The organism is Humibacillus xanthopallidus, assembly GCF_006717145.1.
Taxonomy (GTDB): domain Bacteria; phylum Actinomycetota; class Actinomycetes; order Actinomycetales; family Dermatophilaceae; genus Humibacillus; species Humibacillus xanthopallidus.
Genome location: NZ_VFQF01000001.1, coordinates 368,993 through 384,679, shown reverse-complemented (window position 1 = coordinate 384,679; position 15,687 = coordinate 368,993). Strand labels below are relative to the sequence as shown.

14 protein-coding genes are annotated in these 15,687 nt (G+C 71.2%); 7 read left to right on the top strand and 7 right to left on the bottom strand.

Annotated elements, in window-relative coordinates; translation table 11 throughout:
• Positions 1 to 49: 49 nt before the first annotated feature.
• The 4 genes from infB to FHX52_RS01705 all read right to left on the bottom strand — a co-directional run bounded on the left by infB (position 50) and on the right by FHX52_RS01705 (position 5,285).
• Positions 50 to 3,076 (bottom strand): translation initiation factor IF-2, encoded by a 3,027-nt coding sequence (infB, locus tag FHX52_RS01720; protein WP_141819372.1) that lies wholly within the window; start codon positions 3,074 to 3,076, stop codon positions 50 to 52.
• 102 nt (positions 3,077 to 3,178) lie between these two features.
• Complete coding sequence (locus tag FHX52_RS01715) at positions 3,179 to 3,511, bottom strand: YlxR family protein (RefSeq protein WP_281287994.1); 333 nt, start codon at positions 3,509 to 3,511, stop codon at positions 3,179 to 3,181.
• Positions 3,512 to 3,681: 170 nt separating this feature from the next.
• Complete coding sequence (nusA, locus tag FHX52_RS01710) at positions 3,682 to 4,710, bottom strand: transcription termination factor NusA (protein WP_141819369.1); 1,029 nt, start codon at positions 4,708 to 4,710, stop codon at positions 3,682 to 3,684.
• On the bottom strand, positions 4,710 to 5,285 hold the full coding sequence (locus FHX52_RS01705; protein ID WP_141819367.1) for a ribosome maturation factor RimP: 576 nt from the start codon (positions 5,283 to 5,285) through the stop codon (positions 4,710 to 4,712). The genes nusA and FHX52_RS01705 overlap by 1 nt, the downstream gene beginning before the upstream one ends.
• A 175-nt stretch (positions 5,286 to 5,460) precedes the next feature.
• On the opposite strand from FHX52_RS01705, the gene FHX52_RS01700 reads away from it, so the two are divergent.
• The 3 genes from FHX52_RS01700 to FHX52_RS01690 all read left to right on the top strand — a co-directional run bounded on the left by FHX52_RS01700 (position 5,461) and on the right by FHX52_RS01690 (position 9,011).
• A complete protein-coding gene (locus FHX52_RS01700) occupies positions 5,461 to 6,504 on the top strand; it encodes a hypothetical protein (RefSeq protein WP_185747033.1) in 1,044 nt (347 codons plus the stop codon).
• Positions 6,501 to 7,511: an aminoglycoside phosphotransferase family protein gene (locus FHX52_RS01695; protein ID WP_246069564.1), complete on the top strand. Its 1,011-nt coding sequence runs from the start codon at positions 6,501 to 6,503 to the stop codon at positions 7,509 to 7,511. Before FHX52_RS01700 ends, FHX52_RS01695 begins: the two co-directional genes overlap by 4 nt.
• A 102-nt stretch (positions 7,512 to 7,613) precedes the next feature.
• Positions 7,614 to 9,011 carry an MATE family efflux transporter gene (locus tag FHX52_RS01690; protein WP_185747032.1) on the top strand — a complete coding sequence of 466 codons (1,398 nt, stop codon included), beginning with the start codon at positions 7,614 to 7,616 and terminating at the stop codon, positions 9,009 to 9,011.
• 6 nt (positions 9,012 to 9,017) lie between these two features.
• Here FHX52_RS01690 and FHX52_RS01685 read toward each other — a convergent pair whose 3' ends face one another.
• Positions 9,018 to 9,674 (bottom strand): hypothetical protein, encoded by a 657-nt coding sequence (locus tag FHX52_RS01685; RefSeq protein ID WP_141819363.1) that lies wholly within the window; start codon positions 9,672 to 9,674, stop codon positions 9,018 to 9,020.
• A gap of 189 nt (positions 9,675 to 9,863) precedes the next feature.
• Here FHX52_RS01685 and FHX52_RS01680 point away from each other — a divergent pair, with 189 nt between their 5' ends.
• Both FHX52_RS01680 and FHX52_RS01675 read left to right on the top strand, forming a co-directional pair.
• Complete coding sequence (locus FHX52_RS01680) at positions 9,864 to 10,187, top strand: YciI family protein (protein WP_141819361.1); 324 nt, start codon at positions 9,864 to 9,866, stop codon at positions 10,185 to 10,187.
• 92 nt (positions 10,188 to 10,279) lie between these two features.
• Complete coding sequence (locus FHX52_RS01675) at positions 10,280 to 11,410, top strand: hypothetical protein (protein WP_141819359.1); 1,131 nt, start codon at positions 10,280 to 10,282, stop codon at positions 11,408 to 11,410.
• 17 nt (positions 11,411 to 11,427) lie between these two features.
• On the opposite strand, the gene FHX52_RS01670 is transcribed toward FHX52_RS01675, so the two are convergent.
• Together FHX52_RS01670 and FHX52_RS01665 are read right to left on the bottom strand one after the other, a co-directional pair.
• Positions 11,428 to 11,949, bottom strand: a complete 522-nt coding sequence (locus FHX52_RS01670) for a GNAT family N-acetyltransferase (RefSeq protein WP_141819357.1) — start codon at positions 11,947 to 11,949, stop codon at positions 11,428 to 11,430.
• Complete coding sequence (locus FHX52_RS01665) at positions 11,946 to 12,569, bottom strand: GNAT family N-acetyltransferase (RefSeq protein WP_141819355.1); 624 nt, start codon at positions 12,567 to 12,569, stop codon at positions 11,946 to 11,948. Before FHX52_RS01665 ends, FHX52_RS01670 begins: the two co-directional genes overlap by 4 nt.
• A gap of 701 nt (positions 12,570 to 13,270) precedes the next feature.
• Between FHX52_RS01665 and FHX52_RS01660 the strand changes: the two genes are divergently transcribed.
• On the top strand, positions 13,271 to 13,597 hold the full coding sequence (locus FHX52_RS01660) for an ArsR/SmtB family transcription factor (protein WP_141819353.1): 327 nt from the start codon (positions 13,271 to 13,273) through the stop codon (positions 13,595 to 13,597).
• Positions 13,598 to 13,685: 88 nt separating this feature from the next.
• On the top strand, positions 13,686 to 15,665 hold the full coding sequence (locus tag FHX52_RS01655) for a thioredoxin domain-containing protein (protein ID WP_141819351.1): 1,980 nt from the start codon (positions 13,686 to 13,688) through the stop codon (positions 15,663 to 15,665).
• Positions 15,666 to 15,687: the final 22 nt, after the last annotated feature.

Here is a 15,687-nt window from a genome sequence, read left to right as displayed (position 1 = left end):
CCGGCGCCGTGGCGTCTGTTGCTCGTGATGCGGGCTGGTGCCCGGGCTGTCAGGCCCGCGGCTTCTCGCGCATCTCGTAGGTGGCGATGAGGTCACCGAGCTGCAGGTCGTTGAACGACCCGAGGTTGATGCCGCACTCGAAGCCCTCGCGGACCTCGGTGACATCGTCCTTGAAGCGGCGCAGACCGGCGATCTCGACGTTCTCCGAGACGACGACACCGTTGCGGGTGATCCTCGAGCGGGAGCCACGCTTGATCTCGCCGCTGCGCACGATCGAGCCGGCGATGTTGCCGAACTTGCTCGAGCGGAAGATCTCGCGGATCTCCGCCGTGCCGAGCTCGACCTCTTCGTACTCCGGCTTGAGCATGCCCTTGAGGGCCGCCTCGATCTCGTCGATGGCCTGGTAGATCACCGAGTAGTAGCGGATCTCGACGCCTTCGCGCTCGGCGTAGTCGGCGTTCTGCCCCTCGGCACGCACGTTGTAGCCGATGATGATCGCGTTGCTGGCCATCGCGAGGTTGATGTTGTTCATCGTGATGGCACCGACACCGCGGTCGATGATGCGCAGGTCGACCTCGTCGCCGACGTCGATCTTGAGCAGGGCGTCCTCGAGCGCCTCGACCGAGCCCGACACGTCACCCTTGAGGATGAGGTTGAGGGTCTCGACCTTGCCCGCGGCGAGCGCCTCGTTGAGGTCCTCGAGCGAGATGCGCTTGCGGGCCTTGGCGAGCACGGCCTGACGGTCCGCAGCCTCACGCCGCTCGGCGATCTGACGAGCCGTGCGGTCGTCCGGAGCCACGACGAACGTGTCACCGGCGCGCGGCACCGACGAGAGGCCGAGCACCTGCACGGGGCGGGACGGGCCTGCCTCGTAGACGTTCTGGCCGTGCTCGTCGAGCATGGCACGCACGCGGCCGTAGGCCGAGCCCGTGACGATCGAGTCACCGACGTGGAGCGTTCCGGTCTGCACGAGCACCGTCGCGGTCGCACCGCGGCCACGGTCGAGGTTGGCCTCGATCGCGACACCACGCGCCTCCTTGTCCGGGTTGGCCCGGAGGTCGAGGGCTGCGTCCGCCGTGAGGAGGACCGCCTCGAGGAGGCTGTCGATGTTCTGACCCTGACGGGCCGAGACGTCGACGAACATCGTGTCGCCGCCGTACTCCTCAGCGACGAGGTTGTACTCGGTCAGCTGCTGGCGCACCTTGGACGGGTTGGCACCCTCGACGTCGATCTTGTTGACGGCCACCACGATCGGCACGTCGGCCGCCTGCATGTGGTTGAGCGCCTCGATCGTCTGGGGCATGACGCCGTCGTCGGCGGCCACGACGAGGATCGCGATGTCGGTCACCTTGGCACCACGGGCACGCATGGCCGTGAAGGCCTCGTGACCGGGGGTGTCGATGAAGGTGATCGCGCGCTCGACGCCCTCGTGCTCACGGTGGACCTGGTAGGCACCGATGTGCTGGGTGATGCCACCGGCCTCGCCGGCCACGACGTCCTCGTTGCGGATCGCGTCGAGCAGGCGGGTCTTTCCGTGGTCGACGTGACCCACGACCGTGACGACCGGCGGACGGGCCTCGAGGTCCTCGTCCTCCTCGCCCTCGATACCGGTCTCGAGGTCGATGTTGAAGGAGTCGAAGAGCTCCTTCTCCTCCTCCTCCGGGGAGACGACCTGGATGTCGTAGCCGAGCTCGGCACCGAGCACCTTGAAGGTGTCCTCGTCGAGCGACTGCGTCGCCGTGGCCATCTCACCGAGGTGGAAGAGCACGGTGACGAGGGCACCGGGGTTGGCGTTGATCTTGTCGGCGAAGTCGCTCAGCGACGAGCCGCGACGCACGCGGACGACGGTCGAGCCGTTGCCGCGCGGGACGGTGACGCCACCGATCGACGGCGCCTGCATCTGCTCGAACTCCTGGCGCTTCGCGCGCTTGGACTTGCGTCCGCGGACCGGTCGACCGCCACCGCGGCCGAAGGCACCGGCGGTCGAACCACGACCGCCACCACCGCGGGGACCGCCGCCGAAGCCGCCGGGGCGACCACCACCGGCGGCACCGCCACCGGGACCGCCACCGAAGCCGCCACGACCACCGGCGCCGCCACCCGGGCCACCACGACCCGGACCGGCCGGGCGCTGGCCCGGACGACCGACGGTGCTGCGCTCGGGCATCATGCCCGGGCTCGGACGCACGCCACCGGGACGCGGCGCGCCACCGGCGGGGGCACCGCCGGGACGCGGGGCACCGCCGGGGCGGGGAGCGCCGCCGGGACGCGGAGCGCCCCCCGGAGCCGCGCCACCCGGACGCTGCTGCGGCCGGGGCATGCCCTGGCTCGAGCTGAACGGGTTGTTGCCCGGACGGGGTGCACCACCGTCGCCACCGGTGCGGGGCGCACGGGACTGACCCATGCCCTGGCTCGGCGCGAAGGGGTTGTTGCCCGGACGGGGCTGGCCGGGACGAGGTGCCGGCCGCGGGGATGCCGGCACGCCGGAGCCCTGCTGCCCGCCGTCGCGGCTGGACTGGACGCGCGAGGGCGCCGAGGGAGTTGCCGAGGCCGCCGGAGCGGCCGGAGCCTTGGGGGCCGGAGCAGACGGCGTCGCCGCTGCAGGGGCCGACGGAGTGGACGGTGCCGACGGTGCCGACGGAGCGGCCGAAGCCGGTGCCGACGGGCCGGGCGTGCTCTGGCGGGCAGCCGGACCGGCCGGAGCCGACGCGGCCGGAGCCGCTGCGGCGGGCGCAGCCGGAGCCGGGGATGCCGGACGGACCGGACCCGCGGGGGCCGGGGCCGACGGGGAGGCGGCGCGTGCGGCGGGTGCCGCAGGCGACGCGGCCGGCGAGGGAGCCGGCGCAGACGATCGAGGCGCCGAGGGCGCCGGAACGGCCTTGGGGGCCGCAGATGATGCCGTGCCGCCGGAGCGCAGTTCCGCGGGGAACGTCTCCTTGATCTTGCGCACGACGGGGGGCTCGATGGTCGACGATGCCGACCGGACGAACTCTCCCTGGCTCTTCAAGTGTGCGAGCAGGGTCTTGCTCTCGACTCCGAGCTCCTTGGCGAGCTCGTAGACCCGGACCTTAGCCACATTTCTCCTGTTCCTGGTCCGGCCTGAACAGGAAGTGGCCGAACCGTGGGTTATTGCTGGGGCTTGCTCATCGCTGAGTACTCATCGGGTGCTCATAGCGTTTCAACCCGCCTTGTTGGTTCGTTGACTGATCTCTGACTGATGGCGACCGACCGCGGGGCAGACGCCGTTCTGCTGCGCGTGCTGGATGTCGAGGTGCTGGGCGACCGCGCTGACGTCGACCGCGGCCTGCAGTCGCAGGGCACGTCCGAACGCCTTGCGGCGCACTGCCATCTCGAAGCAACCCGGGACCGGGTGCAACCACGCACCACGTCCCGGCATCCGGTGTCGTGGGTCCGGGCAGAGCACCACCGGGGAGGAATCCCCGGCATCTCTGTCCGTCGCCGCGACCACTCGCAACAGTGCCGACCAGCTATCCGTTCCGCGACATCCCACACAGGTGCGAGATGGCTCGGCACGGAGTCCAGTCCGGTCGGCCACACATCAGTCTACCGCGTCGGGCGCGCCGCGCGCTCCACGGGGCCTGCCCCTCCCCAGGACGCACCAGAGGAGGTATGCCGTCCGGCACAGGACGCGGACGGCATACCTCCTCGGTGGGCGAAGCCTCAGGCCCGGGGCGCTGCGGGCGCGCTGCCCGCGTCGGTGTCGGGACGGATGTCGATGCGCCAGCCGGTGAGCTTGGCCGCGAGGCGGGCGTTCTGGCCCTCCTTGCCGATGGCGAGGCTCAGCTGGTAGTCGGGGACGATGACCCGGGCGGCACGGGCGGCGGCGTCGACGATCTCGACGGACTGCACGCGCGCCGGCGACAGGGCTGCGGCGACGAAGACGGCGGGGTCGTCGGCGTAGTCGACGATGTCGATCTTCTCGCCGCGCAGCTCCGTCATGACGGCCCGCACACGCGCGCCCATCGGGCCGATGCAGGCGCCCTTGGCGTTGACCCCGGGCACCCGGCTGTGGACCGCGATCTTCGTGCGGTGGCCGGCCTCGCGGGCCAGCGCAGCGATCTCGACCGTGCCGTCGGCGATCTCGGGCACCTCGAACTTGAAGAGGGTGCGCACGAGGTTGGGGTGGGTGCGCGAGAGGCTGACCTGCGGACCCTTGGGGCCGCGCTTGACGCTGACGACGAAGCAGCGCAGGCGCTCGCCGTGGACGTACTTCTCACCCGGCACCTGCTCCGAGATCGGCAGGATGCCCTCGACGGTGCCGAAGTCGACGAGCACGTTCCGGGGGTCCTGGCTTTGCTGGATGATGCCCGAGATGACCTCACCCTCGCGGCCCCGGAAGTCGCCGAGGATGGCCTCGTCCTCGAGGTCGCGCAGGCGCTGGACGATGACCTGGCGGGCGGTCGAGGCCGCGATGCGACCGAAGCCCTCGGGAGTGTCGTCGAACTCCGGTCCGGGTTCGCCCCGCTCGGGGCGCTCGCCCTCGACCGCCGGGAGCAGCTCGCCCTCCTCGCGGGCCCACACGATGACGTGCCCCGTCTTGCGGTCGAGCTCGACCCGCGCGTCGCGGTAGCTGCCGTCGGTGCGGTGGTAGGCCACGAGCAGTGCCTGCTCGATGGCCGGGATGAGAATGTCGAGACTGATGTCCCGCTCCCGCTCGAGCGCGCGCAGGGCGGCCAGGTCGATGTCCATCAGATGTCCCCTTCCGTCGCGGGCTCGTCGGAGCCCGCCTCGTCAACGTCTGGTGCACCTTCATCGGCACCCGTCCTGCGGAACTCGACCTGCACGACCGCGTGCTCGACCCCGTCGAGCTCGAGCGTCACCGTGCGGGCCGGCTCCTTCTTCGTGGCAGCCACCTCGAGGGTCAGCGTGTCGGCGCCCACCTCGCGGAGGCGACCCGTGTCGCTGCTGCCGGCGTGCGCGACCTCGACGAGGCGGCCCACCTGGCGGCGCAGCTGCTCGCGCGACGTCAGCCGGCGGCCGACTCCGGGCGAGGACACCTCGAGCACGTAGGGCGCGTCGCCCATGACGTCACTCGTGTCGAGCGCGTCGCTCACCGCCCGGGTCGCCTCGGCGACGTCGTCGAGCGAGAGGGCGGGCACGGCGCTCGCCGTATCTGAGGCGTCGAGCCCGCTGATGTCGGTGTCGACGAGGACACGGACGAGGCGACGCTTGCCGGCAGGGGTGACGGAGATGTCCTCGACGACGAGCCCCAGCGCCACCAGCACCGGCTCGAGCGTCGCCCTGAGGTCCTGGGCCGTGCTCATGCGTCGACGCCTCCTGCTCTTCTCGAATGTCCGGGCTCTCCTGCCCCGCCCGTCGGGCAGGCAGCGAGAGACCGCGTGGGACAACTCTATCGGTCGCGCGGGCCGCCGCCGCCCACGACCGCGCCACCCCGGGAGGTCCGGGAGGTGCATCCTCGCGCGTGCGAGGATGCACCGCATGAGCGGCGACACCCCGAGACCCGGGTCCCGGGAGGGAGCGGCGCCCGGTCTCCCGACGCGACGGCTGCTCGTGCTCGGCGGCGGCGCCGCGGCGCTGACCGCCCTCGCCGGGTGCGGGCTGCGCCTCGACCTGCCCCAGCCCCCGCCACCCGTGCCGACGCGCAAGCCCGCGCCCGATGAGCGCTTCATCCTCGCCGTCATCAAGGACCTCCGGTCGCTCGTGCGAGCCGCGGGCACGCTCGAGCCGCGCGGCGAGGCACGGGGCGTCCTGCGCGAGACCGTCGCCGCGCAGCGCCGCCAGATCGCGGTGCTCACGGGCCGGCTCACCAACGCCGGTGTGCCGACGGCCGAGATCACCGCCGCCACCGCACCGGCGCCGGTGACGCCGGTGACACCGGTGACGGCTCCGACGTCGTCGGGCGCCTCCGCGAGCACGGGCACGCCGAGCAGCAAGCCGAGCACGGGTTCGCCGTCCGGCGTGGCCACTGTCCAGACGGTCGCGCAGCTCGCGGCGGTCCTCGCCACCATCTCCCCCGACCGGTGGACAGCCCTCGCGGGCGCGACGCCGGGCACCCGCGACCTCGTGCTCGCCGCATGGTCGTCGCGACTCGCCTCCGCCGCGCTCCTCGGAGCCGCGGTCGACCCCACCGCCACCCCCAGCGCGGCCCGCCCGCGGATCATCGACCAGACCTCGCCCCTCGTCTACGGCTTCGAGGTGGCCGCAGCCCAGTCGACGGGTGCAGGGCGCACCCGGGCTCTCACGACGCTCGACGCTCTGCGGCGTCTCGACCTCGCCGTCGCGGGTTCGACGACCTCGACCCCCGGCGGGTGGGCACTGCCCTTCCCCGTTACGACGCCCGACGAGGCGCAGCGGCTCGCGACCCACCTGCTCGCCACCGCCGTCGACGCGACTGTCGACGTCGCCGGTGGCAAACCCGACGGTCCGGCGCTCGACGACACCGCCCGTTGGAGCGGGCGCGTTCAGGCGCTCGCCACCGGCTGGGGTATGCCGCTAGCCGCCTTCCCGGGGACGTCAGCGTGAGCTCGCGGCCGGGCCAGGGAGCCGCTGCGGGGCACGGTCACGGCCCCCGCGACGGAGGAGCGCGCTACGACCTCGTGCCCGCACTCTTCGCCCACGAGGTCGCGGGCTATGCCGCGGAAGGCTGGATGTCCGGCCAGGACTGGCTCGACGACCTGCCCGCGCTCCTCGGCAGCCTCCTCGACGAGTGGGAGCTCGAGCCGATCGGGCGCCCCCTGCACGGCGTCTGCGCGGTCGTCGTCCCGGTGCGCCTGCTCGGTGCCGGGCGAGAGACCGTCGGGGTCAGCGGCGAGGGCGTGCTCAAGGTGACCTGGCCGCACCGTGAGGCGGCCGCCGAGCCCCTGGCCCTGCAGACGTGGAACGGCCACGGCGCCGTGCGCCTCGTGCGGGCCGACCCGTCGCGGTTCGCGATGCTGCTCGAGCGGCTCCACACCCGCGACCTCGCACGCGTCGAGATCGACGAGGCGTGCGGGGTCATCGGTGACCTGCTGTCCACGCTCCGGCGGCCCGCGCACCCGCGCATCCCCAGCCTCACGGCATACGCCGAGCGTCAGGCCGAGGAGCTGCGGGCGGCGCCTCCGGTGCTGCCACGGCGCTATCTCGACCAGGCGGCCGCGCTCGCCGGCGAGCTCGTGACGCGGGCACCGTCCGAGGACCGGCTGCTCCACACCGACCTGCACTACACCAACGTCCTCGGGGCCTACCGCTCCCCGTGGCTCGCGATCGACCCCAAGCCGATGGGCGGCGACGTCGCGTTCGAGGTTGCCCCGGCCCTGTGGAACCGCGCCGACGAGCTCGGCACCGGCTCGCAGGTGCGGTGGTCGCTGCGGCGGCGGCTCGAGATCATCTGCGAGGGGGCGGGCATCGACGAGGGGCGCGCCCGCGCGTGGACGATCGTCCGCGAGGCCGACAACGCCGTCGACCTCGCGTCTGCGGGAGCAGCGCTCGATGCGGGAGGCCGCGACCGGATCAGTCTCGCGGTCACCATCATCAAGGCGATGAACGACTGATCCACGCTCCTCGGCGAGACGGAATCAAATCGTTTCGACTCAGAGGCTCGGAGGACGTAACCTAGGGCAGCCCCAACCTTCGATTTCGAAAGTCGCTCGCTCATGCCTCGCCTCGCCGTGCCCAGCCTCCGCACCCTGAGATCGGCTCCGCCGACCCCTGGCCGAGAGATCGCGCGCATCGCCGTCCCGGTGAGCATGGAGTTCGTGCTCATGCTCGTGCTCAACTTCGTCAACCAGATCGTGGTCGGCGGCCTGGGCGCGACGGCCATTGCGGCCGTGGGCTTTTCGAACAGCCTCACCTTCATCCTCGCGGTCACCCTGGGCGCCCTCGGCACCTCGGTGAGCATCCTCGTGGCTCGCGCGTACGGTGCCGACCGGCGCGGGGATCTCGACCACACCGTCACGGCGGCCGTCCTCACGGCGCTCGTGCTCGGCGCCGTCGTGTCGTTCGTGCCCTGGTTCTTCTCCGACCGGATCATGGGCCTCGTCGGCGCGTCGCCCGCGGTGGCAGCAGCGGGCACGGACTACTTCCGCCTCACGGTGCTCGCCACGCTGCCGATCATGCTCAGCGCGATCATGTCGGGCGTGCTCCGCTCGGTCGGCCAGCCGACGCGGCCGATGGTGGCGACGATGATCACCGTCGTCGCCAACGCCGTCCTCGCCTACGCCCTCGTCACGGGCTTCGGCCCGTTCCCGACGCTCGGGGTGGCCGGCGCAGGCTGGGCGACCCTCATCACGGCCGTGGCCAAGACGCTGATCCTGCTGTGGATGGCCTACGGCCGCAAGGTGATCGGCTGGAGCCTGCCCGACAGCCTGCGCCAGTGGCGCGCCGTGGTCGTGCCGCTCTTCGTCCTCGCGCTGCCCCTCGGCGTCACCGAGCTCTTCTGGACGGTCGGCACCTTCCTCTACAACGTCGTCTTCCAGCAGCTCGGCGACGAGGCGCTCGCGGCGGCACAGATCGTCACGACCCTCGAGGGCATCTTCATCGTCGGCAGCATCGGGCTCATGGCGGCGACGACGACCCTCGTCGGGCGCTCGGTCGGCAGCGGCGACGTCGACGCGGCCATGGCGTGGGTGCGTCGCGTGACCCGGGCGGGCATCGGCACGGCCGCGGTCTTCGGCGTGCTCTTCGCCACGTCGGTGCTCTTCCTCGACACCCTGTTCGGCGAGGCCGGCCGAGACGTGCGGGTCATGGCGAGCGTCGGCATCCTCATCAACGCCGCCTTCCAGGTGATCAAGGTGCGCAACATGATCATCGGCGCCGGGGTGCTGCCGAGCGGCAACGACGTGCGCGGCGTCATCATGGGCGATGCCGTGGGCGCCTTCGTCGTGGGTCTCCCCCTCGCGATCGTGCTCGGGCTGCACACCCCGCTCGGGTTCGCGGGCATCTTCCTCGCGCGCATCGCCGACGAGGCGGTCAAGCTCGCCATCTTCACCTGGCGCGCCCGCCGTATCCGCTGGCACGCCCTCGTCGACAGCACGGCACCCCTGCCGGCCTGAGCAGGGTCAGCCGGTGACGACGAGCTCCTGACGCATGCCGTTCGCGTAGTGGTTCGTCAGGTTGCAGACGAGCTCGTAGTGCCCGGGCGCGAGGGTGAGAGTGACCCAGCCCGCGGCGCCCGAGGCGATGCCCTCCCCCGCGCCCGCGGCGCACGAGTTCGACGCCTCACCGAGGCTGCCCGCCTCGTCGACCTTGCTGTCGGCACCGGGCACCCGCTCCCCCACGGCGGCACCCGCCGACAGCGGCAGGACCACGAGCTCGTGGGTGCGCCATCCGCGGTTGTCCACGACGAGGCTCACCTGCCCTGACGGCACCGTCGTCGGCTCGGCCGTGAGCGACATCCGGGCCCCCATCGGGGCAGTGCCACCCATCATCCGCGACATCCCCATGTCGGCAAGGGTGACGGTGACGCGCGCACCCGGCAGGTCGGTCGGAGCGGCACAGGTCAGGGGCGCGAGCATCGCATTGCCTGCGCCGTTGCCGAAGCCGTTGCCGTTGCCGTTGCCGTTGCCGCCCATCATCCCGCCCACTGCGGTGGAGCCGCCGTCCATGGGGCCGCGCCCCATGACGGTGGTCGTCGTGCACCCGGCCAGCAGCGCTGCGGACGCCGCGACGGCGAGCGTGAGGCGCAGGGCGCGGACGGTTGCGTGTTGCGGTGCCACGTCGTCGACGCTACACCCCAGGGGGTATGCCGTCCGGTCGGCTGTGACGTACGAAGCAGGGCCTGCGCGGGGTCCGGGTTGAAGAACGCGCCACCGCGGTGTCGGATCGGACTCGACGCGTTCGTCGTAGAGGTGAGCGGCCATCCACGAGGGACGGCCCGAAGCCCGACACACAGGAGATGGTCCGAGATGCAGTACCTGGTTTCCGTGATCGACGACGGCACCGGCCGCGCCACCCCCACCGAGGAGGCCGACATCGACGCGTTCAACGACCGGCTGCGCGCCGAGCGCTACTGGATCTTCGCGGGCGGCCTCGGCTCGCCCGACCCTGCGACGACCATCGACAACCGGGGCGAGACGGTGCTGATCACCGACGGCCCCTACCTCGAGTCGAAGGAGTACCTCGCCGGCTTCTGGATCATCGAGGCACCGGACCTCGACGTGGCGCTGAGGCTCGGCGCCGAGGCGTCGAAGTGCTGCAACCGCAAGATCGAGGTGCGCCCGTTCCTCTGACCGTGAGCGGCTGGCGGGGACTCACCGCTCGAGTATCACGGTCCTACCTTCGGCGTCTGACGTGAGGAGACGTTTCTCGTCCGGGAGGAAAGATGTCGAAGAGCTTCGAGCACAACGTGCTGACCACCTATCGCTCGCTCCGGGTGGCGATGATCCCGCTGCTCCTCATTCTGGTCGTTGCGACGGCCCTCGAGTCGACCCGTGGGACCGACTGCCTTCTGGGGTCCATCAGTGCCTACTACCACACGCCCGTGCGGGGGGCGTTCGTGTTCTCGTTGGCTGCTCTTGGCGCGTGCCTCATCGTCTACAAGGGAAACGACCCCGTCGAGGACGTGCTGCTCAACTTCGCCGGGTTCATGGCGTTTCTCGTGGCCCTCGTGCCGACCACGGTCGATGGAAGCTGTCCGACGAAGTACGGACACGTCGTCGCCGACGCCAACACCGCGGACGCAGTCCGAAACAACGTGCTGACCCTGTTGATCGTGTCCGTGGCGTTCCTGTTGCTCTACGGTTTCATGCCCCGGCAGGTTCACCGCTCCACGTCGCGGAGAGGACTGCAGGCGGCTACCCCGGACAGCGAGGAACACGAGGGCTGGTCCGGCCCGCTTGCCACGTGGTTCCGTGACGTCCGGCACCGCAAGCTGAGGCTCGCAGGGGTTCTTGGCCTGGTGACACTGTTCATCGTGCTCGTCGAGCTGGCCTTGTTCATCTTCTGGCCGGACACCTTCAAGGACAGCGCGCACGGGATCTCTGCGGGGACCATGGTCCTGGGCGTGCTCGGTGTCATGGTCGCCAACGCCTACAGCTTCGAGCGCGCCACTCGGGCAGCCGATGGTCAGCCTTCGAACGTCTGGACCAACAGATACGGCATCACGGCGGGGGCCACGATCGCCATGATCGTGGCGGCCGTCGTGATCTTCCGCAGTGGCCGGCACCTGATCCTCGTGGTCGAGCTCGTGGTCATCGTCGGGTTCATCGCCTTCTGGTACATGCAGACGCGCGAGCTCTGGTTCTACCCGACCCGCGAGCAGAAGTCCGTGGTGGTCGACCACGTGGCGCTGCGGGCGCCAGCCCCGCCCCAGGGCGTGCCGTCCGGCCGTCCGAGCGCCTCGGGCAGGGGGCCGGTCGCAGACGGGATGGCCGCAGCGACCGAGACCACGTCTCCTACAGAGTCGGCAGTGCCGTCGCGCCCCAGTCGCTCCGACGTGTACAAGGCGCTCTAGGGACCTGCCCTGAGCGCCTACGGCGTACGGCTGGGTCCCAGCCCTGGCGTCGTGCGGACCATGCGGAGCTCGGTGCCGTACTCGTCCGACCGCGCCGTGCCGTCCGCGACGAAGCCGTGCCTGCCGTAGAAGGTGATGGCTCGGTCGTTGCCACGCAGCACCCAGAGGCAGGCGGGCCTGTCCCCGAGCGAGTCGGTGAGCAGCGCATGGCCGACGCCTGTTCCCCAGCGCGAGGCCCGCACGTACAGGGCCCACAGCTCGTCGTCGACATCGACATCGTCACTTCGAGCTGGGCCGGCACTCGCGAACCCGACCAGCCCGGAGGGGTCGGCGGCGACGATGGTGCGAGCCGGGGAGCCGGTGATGTTCTCGCCCCACCGCTCGATGCGATCCGTGAGGGTCGCCCGACGCGCCTCGAAGACGCTGGCCGGCATGAGCGAGGTGTAGGCCTCCTCCCACACGAGGACGTGCAGGTGGGCGAGCGCCTCGGCGTCATCGGGCACTGCCCGACGGATCGTCACCGCGTGCGAGCTGCTCATGGGTGGGACGGCACCGAGGCAGGGCCGTTCGCGGCAGTGAGGGTGGGCCAGTGCTCGTCCACCTGGAAGCCGAGCGCCTGGTTCGCCGCGAGAATGCCGGAGTTCTCGTCGGAGCCACCTGTGCGAACTGTCGTGACGCCGGCGCGCTTCAGGGCCAGCAGCGACGCCGCCTTGACCGCCGTGGCCAGCCCCCTGCCGCGCCGATGCCGGGCGACGACAGTGAAGTCCACCTCCGCCTCAGCGCCGACGACGTCGACGACGTCGACGAAGGTCATCGCGACGAGGTTCTGATCTGCATCCAGAACGCCGAAACCGCGCCGGCCGGCAGCCGGTGACGCGCGCACGGCCGTCAGACGCTCGTGTGCCGTCGCCACGCCTCCCGGGTAGTCGCGGGCCGTTGCGGAATCCAGAGCCAGTGCGGCAGTGACATCGGCAGCGCTGAGCTCCCGGCACACGTCCTCGGGCGGAAGACCATCGAGAGCCGCGACCCAGCACTGCTCGTGCCCATCCGTCAGCTCGAGGCGGGCACCCCACGAGCGGGCCGTCACCGACCAGCCATGAGTCGTCAAGGACGGGTAGCGCTCATCATCGTCGCGAAGAACCACGGTGTCGGCTGGCACGCCGGGCAGCCTGCCACACGTGAACCGAGATCGGCTCGCCACGTGAGCCCGGTCCCGGCGGCACCTGCCCTACCGTCGTTGCCATGAAGTGGCCAGCGGCAGCCGCCATGCTCACCGTCGGGGTCCTTGCGGCGTGCTCGGCGCCCCAGGAGCCTCCTGCTGAGGCTGCCGCTCTCGCGCCGTACACCATCGGATGCCAGCCGTCGCGCAGCATGGAGTGGGTCCCGAGCGTGGAGCCGTTCGCCACTGCTGAGCGGGCCCTGGAACATGCTGCCGAGCACGCCGATCTGCCCGGTCTTCCGAGGTCGGGGTGGCAGCTGCTCAGCGACGACAATGCAGGAAGGCGGATCTACGCTTCGGGGAGCTGGGGAGTCGAAGTCCTCCGAACCGATGGCGGATGGTTGGCGGTGAGCGCGTCCACGTGCTCGTCTAGCTCCTGACGACGCTCGGCCCGCAGCAGGCCGCGAGCTGACTCTCGACGTCACCACGGACCACGTCGCACAGTCCGCCCCACCTCCTGCGGGTCGACGGACCGCTCCCGATCAGAGGTGAGGGTCGACGGCCGGCCGACGGACTGCTCTTTCGATTGCTGGGGAAGTGAGGGTCGACGGACGGCCGACGGACTGCTCTTTCGATTGCGGGGAGGTGAGGGTTCCCTGTGTACCTTGACCGTTATGTATCTGGATTGATACACATAGCGCATGGAAGCAGCCCTCAGAGCGCTGGCGGACGACAGCCGGCGCACCATGCTCGAGGCTCTTGCTGATGGCCCCGCCACTGCGGGCGAGCTCGCCGCTCTGCTGCCGATCGCACGCCCCGGCGTCTCGCGCCACCTGCGGGTGCTGCGGGAGGCGGGCCTCGTGGAGGTCCGGCAGGAGGCCCAACGCCGCATCTACTCCCTCCGCCCCGAACCGTTGGTCGAGGTGAACGACTGGTTGACCGGGTACCTGTCGTCATGGGACCAACGGCTGGACGCCCTGCACACCGAGATCGCACGCGGCAAGCGTGAGCGAGGAAGCGATGGATGAGGAGCTGGACGCCGACCTGACGTAGCCAAGAGGTGGTGCCAAGCCGCCCCTACTCCCCCGACCACGACCACTTTCGGAGAGACCACCGATGACCAACCGCCTGGGCGCCGCCACGAGTCCCTACCTCCTCCAGCACCGCGACAACCCCGTGGACTGGCAGGAGTGGGGGCCGGAGGCGTTTGAGGAGGCGCGCCGTCGCAACGTGCCCGTCCTGCTCTCGGTGGGGTATGCCGCGTGCCACTGGTGCCATGTCATGGCGCACGAGTCGTTCGAGGACGACGAGGTGGCGGCGGCCCTCAACGCGCACTTCGTCTCCGTCAAGGTCGACCGCGAGGAGCGTCCCGACATCGACGCCGTCTACATGTCAGCCGTGACCGCGACGACCGGCCACGGCGGCTGGCCGATGACGGTCTTCCTCACGCCCGAGGGCGACCCGTTCTATGCCGGCACCTACTTCCCTCGCGAGCATTTCCTCCAGGTGCTCACTGCTCTCGACGACGCCTGGCGGACCCGTGAGGCGGAGGTGCGCCAGTCGGGGCGGCACATCGCCACCGCCCTGTGCGACGCGCTCGCTCCCCCGCCGGCGGCCACCGTCGACACCACGGCGCTCGACCGTGCCGTGACAACGCTTGCCAGCCAGTTCGACTCGCGCGCAGGTGGATTCGGACGCGCACCGAAGTTCCCTCCGTCGATGGTGCTCGAGTTCCTGCTCCGTCACCACGCCCGCTCGGGTGACGACCTGTCGGCCCGCATGGCCGACCGCACCCTCGAGGCCATGGCGCGGAGCGGCATGTACGACCAGCTCGCCGGTGGCTTCGCGCGCTACAGCGTCGACGCCGACTGGGTCGTGCCGCACTTCGAGAAGATGCTCTACGACAACGCGCTGCTGCTCCGGGCCTACACGTCCTGGTGGCGTGCGACCGGCTCGGCGCTGGCACACCGGGTCGTCGAGGAGCTGGCCGAGTTCGTCCTGCGCGACCTCTCCACCGCCGAGGGCGGCTTCGCCTCCTCCCTCGATGCCGATGCGGCAGGGGTCGAGGGGCTCACCTATGCATGGACGCCGGCTCAGCTCGAGCAGGTCCTCGGCGCCTCGGAGGGCGCCCGCGCAGCCGAGCTCCTCGTCGTCACCGATGCGGGCACCTTCGAGCACGGGGCGTCGACGCTCCAGCTGCCGGTGGATCCCGACGACCGGGCCTGGTTCGACGCGGTGCGGCAACGCCTGGTGGCCGCCCGCGCCACCCGGCCCCAGCCCGGACGCGACGACAAGGTCGTGACGTCGTGGAACGGCCTCACCATCGCCGCGCTCGCCGGAGCCGGCGCCGTCCTCGGACGTGACGAGTGGGTCACGGCCGCCGAACGGTGCGCCAGCCACGTGCTCGCCGTCCACGTCGTCGACGGCCGGCTGCGGCGGGCCTCCCGGAGCGGTGTCGTAGGTCGTGCCGAGGCCGTCGCCGACGACTACGGCAACCTCGCGGAAGGGCTCCTCGCCCTCCACCAGGCCACCGGCGACGCCCGATGGCTGCGCGAGGCCGAGGGTCTCCTGCACCCCGCCGTCGACCGTTTCGGCGCCGACGACGGCGGGTTCCACGACACGGCCGACGATGCCGAAACGCTCTACCTCCGACCCCGGAGCGCCGCTGACAACGCCGAGCCGTCAGGGCAGTCGGCCCTGGCCGGCGCGCTCGTCACGCTCGGCGCCCTCACCGGTGACACCTCGGTGATCGACAGGGGCCGCCGGGCCACCGAGGCCGGCCTGGGTCTCGCCGCGCGCGACCCACGGTTCGCAGGGTGGTCGCTCGCCGTCGCAGAGGCGATCGCCGCTGGTCCGGTGCAGGTCGCCGTCGTCGGCGAGGGCCCGCAGGCCGACGAGCTGCTCTCCACCGCTCGGCGCAGCACCAGCCCGGGCGCGGTGGTGGTCGCCGGCTCCCCGGATGCGGACGGCATACCACTGCTCGCGAACCGCCCTCTCGTGCAAGGGAGCCCGGCCGCATACGTATGCCATGGCTTCGTGTGCGACCTCCCCGTCACCACGGTTCGCGACCTGGAAGCCGCCCTCGCCCGGGCTTGACGCCGGCCCGTTCGCAGGCACC